Source organism: Ferroplasma sp. Type II, assembly GCF_000496155.1.
The window spans coordinates 1-3,483 of record NZ_KI542775.1 but is presented as its reverse complement, the minus strand read 5'-3'; the positions used below and the strand labels follow the sequence as shown (position 1 = coordinate 3,483).

The following is a 3,483-nucleotide window of genomic DNA, read 5'->3' as shown; positions in this document are numbered from 1 at the left end:
ACAATGTTACCTATGAATCGAAGAAGTGTTATGGTGTTGTCAGGAATCAACTAAAGAGTAAAATGGACGATACCCTCCGTTTTGTTATTGACCGATCTGTCGAACCTACCAATAACAGGGTAGAGAGGGCAATAAGATCCATAGTCACATACAGGAATGTATTCATCGGATCGCGATCAGAGGGGGTAACTATTCGCCAGTTGTATATCTACCTCTGTATATTGATTCGGGATACAACTATAATGTCGCAATTATGGGAATGGGAGGGTCAAGTAATGCACAGTATCCCTAATTAAATAATCGACTCCCTGTCTATCCACAAAAAAGTAGGACTTACTTTTGGGTATAAATGGGGCTGACCGGATTTGAACCGGTGACCTCCCGGTTATCAGCCGGGTGCTCCAACCAAGCTAAGCTACAGCCCCGTGAGACCCTTATTCTTAGAAATTAAATAAATATTTCTATGTATTCCTATCTATTTTCCTTATCTGTTCAAGGTCGGTGCATACCTCGCATATATCGCTGGGAGTAGGCGCACCACATGTTCTGCAGGAGTTCAATTTCATATTTTCATTAACATAACTATCTCTTATGGCTGGCCTCGTTTCATCAAAAAACTTCACTATAGCAAATTTGGTTCCAGGAGTTTCCTTTTCAAGCTTTTCTATAATATCCCTGAATGAATTTCTCTGTGCCATGCTGTAGTAAGGGCACCAGCTAGAGTCAAAGTCTATGCCACTTAATATTGCATAAAGCACAACCTCTTTTTCAGGTATTTTCCTTAATGGCAGTATTCTTGGCACCAAACCCTCCCTTGTATAGGAATGGGGTGCCATTCTTGCATATCGTGCAACATCTCCCTTTGCAATATTCATCAGAATTGACTGTGCATAGTCATCAAGGTTAATTCCCAGAGCGACATAATCTGATCCATTATATTCTGAAATTCTGTTCATGAGCTGCCTTCTCATGGGGCCACAGTGTGAACATGAAATAGTTTTTCTGTCAATTTTCATTATTTCATCCAGGGTATATCCGTAATTTTCCTTGTATGATATCACCTCATGCTTTATTCCCAAAGTTTTGCTTAATTTTTCAGCTTTTTCCAGTCCCGAACTTCTGTATCCTTCTATGCCCTCATCCACAGTGAATGCAGTAAGCTCTAAATTTCTTCTTTCTGATAATATCTTGTGCATTAGAAACAGTGTTACGGAACTGTCCTTGCCGCCAGAAATAGCAACGGAAATTTTTACCTTTCCTTTACTGAAATCTATCTGTCCCCGTATCTCACGTTTCACTCTTTTTTCTACGTATTCCATAAAGTGTTTTTTACATAGTGCGGAACCGTTGTATTTTACCTCATATATAGCAGTGGTGCCGCATATTGAACATTCCATTGATATATAATTGCTTAGAGGTATTAATATTATATCGAACTGTTTCTTGCAACATTATTAATAAAAAGTATTCGATTACTGGTTATGGATGCACTGATAACAGCAGCCGGGCTTGGAACCCGTGCCAATCTTCCTAATGGCATGCGAAAAGAAATGCTTCCGGTTTACGCAGCGAGGCACGGCAAAATAGTTCTGAGGCCCATTCTTGAATGTATAATACATAATCTCTCACTATCTGGTGCTGACAGATTTTTTGTTGTCCTTGACAAAAATGACATTCATACAGCGGATTATCTGTCAACTCTGGGAATGAAAATCGAATACATATACCAGAAAAAGCCAGAGGGATACGGCAAAGCAGTGGCACTTGCAGAGGAATACATAAAAGATGATTTTATACTCAATGCCGGGGACGGTCTCATAATGGACATGGGCAAAACAAAGAAAATGATAGATCTTTTCAAATCAACTGGGAAAACCATGCTAAGTGTAATGTCTGTTCCAAATCCTGAAAGATATGGTGTTGCAAATATAACGAATGGACTTGTTAAAAAAGTTGTTGAAAAGCCTAAACATCCAGAGTCAAAATATGCACTTGCTGCCTTTTATGTTTTTAAAAGGGATGTAATGAACCGTATTGCTGGCCCAGAATTAACCCCTGCAATAAATCAGCACATTATAAACGGAAATGAAGTCCTGCCATTTAAAATAAGGAGAAGTGACTGGGCAAGCATTGGAAACAGCGATGATTACTATAAAGTCCTTAGAAGGACATACAATTTCTGTACCAGAATCATCTCCAGTTAGTTGAGGGCTTTATTACATTTTTCAGCCCATAAACCATGTTGATGTTTTTTCTGACATCGCTGATCATTACCGGCATCTCCTCCTCTAATGACCTTTGTCTTCTGTATCCAATATCCCTTAAATTCTGGTTAACAGGATTATAATAATGGTCTTCCATCTCCACTCTCGGATTAGGAACATGATCTATGCTTACGCTCTTTCCATAGATAGTTTCATAGTGGCTTTTAACTGTTTCGGCAAGATAATTCAATGGGTAATACTCATCAAACTGGTTATACACTTTATATTCCCTTTCTGCAGGATGGTCTAGTATAAGGTTAAGGCATTCAACACTATCCTGCAATGACAGGAATGCACGCTTCTGGTCGCCCTTTCCATATACCGTCAATGGATACCCTATCACGGCCTGGGATATGAACCTGTTAAGCACTGTTCCGTATACCTGGTCAATATCAAATCTTGTAAAAAGTTTGTATTTTGTGATTTCCTCTGTTCTTGTACCATAGACGACTCCCTGCATCACATCGCTGACGTTTAAATTCCATATGCGGTTTGCCAGCATTAAGTTATATGTATCAAAAACTTTTGAGAGATGGTACCAGGATTGGCCCATCCTGGGAAAAGGAAGGGTATCATTTCTCCCGTTATATGACAGGTTTAAAAATCCTTCAGGTATATCTATATTTGGTGTTCCATATTCCCCCATGGAACCAAGTTTTACGATATGTATATCCCTGTTAAGATCCTTTACCGCATACATTATGTTCATTGTGCTTTCAATGTTCTTGTCCAGTGTTTCTGTTGCAGTTTTGAGTGAAATCATTGAATATGGTGCTGATCGCTGCTCTGCCAGGTGCACTATAGCATCTGGCTTGGAATCACGTATTATGTCATAAACAAACTTTGAATTGCTGACATCACCCTTATAAAATTTTATGGCATTATTTAGTTTCTTGTTTCTTGTGGCAAAGGAATTTATTTTTATTGCGGATTTTGAACCCACATTTTTTACCCTGTTTCTTGTGTAAAAATTATCGGCACCGTATACTTCGTATCCCCGATCAAGTAGCCTCAGGGCCAGGGGAAAACCTATGTATCCGTCAATGCCAAGTATCAGTACTTTCATTTTTGACTCATATAAAAATCCTATAATATTTTTTGCTTTTTCATTCTTTTTATAGCTTTATCGCATACTCTACATACCGTTTAGGCGATCTGGTAAAAAAATTCAATTTATATATATAATTACTATACAGTAATATGACATTTATTGCTGATT

The 3,483-nt window shown here is 38.4% G+C and carries 4 protein-coding genes and 1 tRNA gene; 2 read left to right on the top strand and 3 right to left on the bottom strand.

The genetic code is table 11. The features are described 5' to 3' along the window. Window positions 1-296: transposase (locus tag AMDU4_RS14210; protein ID WP_021788035.1), on the top strand; the 296-nt coding region annotated here is incomplete at its 5' end. A 54-nt stretch (window positions 297-350) separates the two neighbouring features. Here AMDU4_RS14210 and AMDU4_RS10970 read toward each other — a convergent pair. Both AMDU4_RS10970 and AMDU4_RS10965 read right to left on the bottom strand, forming a co-directional pair. Beyond that, window positions 351-425 (bottom strand) — tRNA-Ile (locus AMDU4_RS10970). A 36-nt stretch (window positions 426-461) separates the two neighbouring features. After that, window positions 462-1,397, bottom strand: coding sequence for a TIGR00269 family protein (locus AMDU4_RS10965; RefSeq protein WP_021788034.1), 936 nt, complete (start codon window positions 1,395-1,397; stop codon window positions 462-464). 84 nt (window positions 1,398-1,481) lie between these two features. On the opposite strand from AMDU4_RS10965, the gene AMDU4_RS10960 reads away from it, so the two are divergent. Further along, window positions 1,482-2,204, top strand: a complete 723-nt coding sequence (locus AMDU4_RS10960; RefSeq protein ID WP_021786274.1) for a sugar phosphate nucleotidyltransferase — start codon at window positions 1,482-1,484, stop codon at window positions 2,202-2,204. Here AMDU4_RS10960 and AMDU4_RS10955 read toward each other — a convergent pair. Beyond that, the gene (locus AMDU4_RS10955) at window positions 2,191-3,330 is read right to left on the bottom strand and encodes an NAD-dependent epimerase/dehydratase family protein (protein WP_021788033.1); all 1,140 of its coding nucleotides are present in this window, start codon (window positions 3,328-3,330) and stop codon (window positions 2,191-2,193) included. The two genes, AMDU4_RS10960 and AMDU4_RS10955, sit on opposite strands and share 14 nt — an antisense overlap. Between the last annotated feature and the right edge of the window lie 153 nt (window positions 3,331-3,483).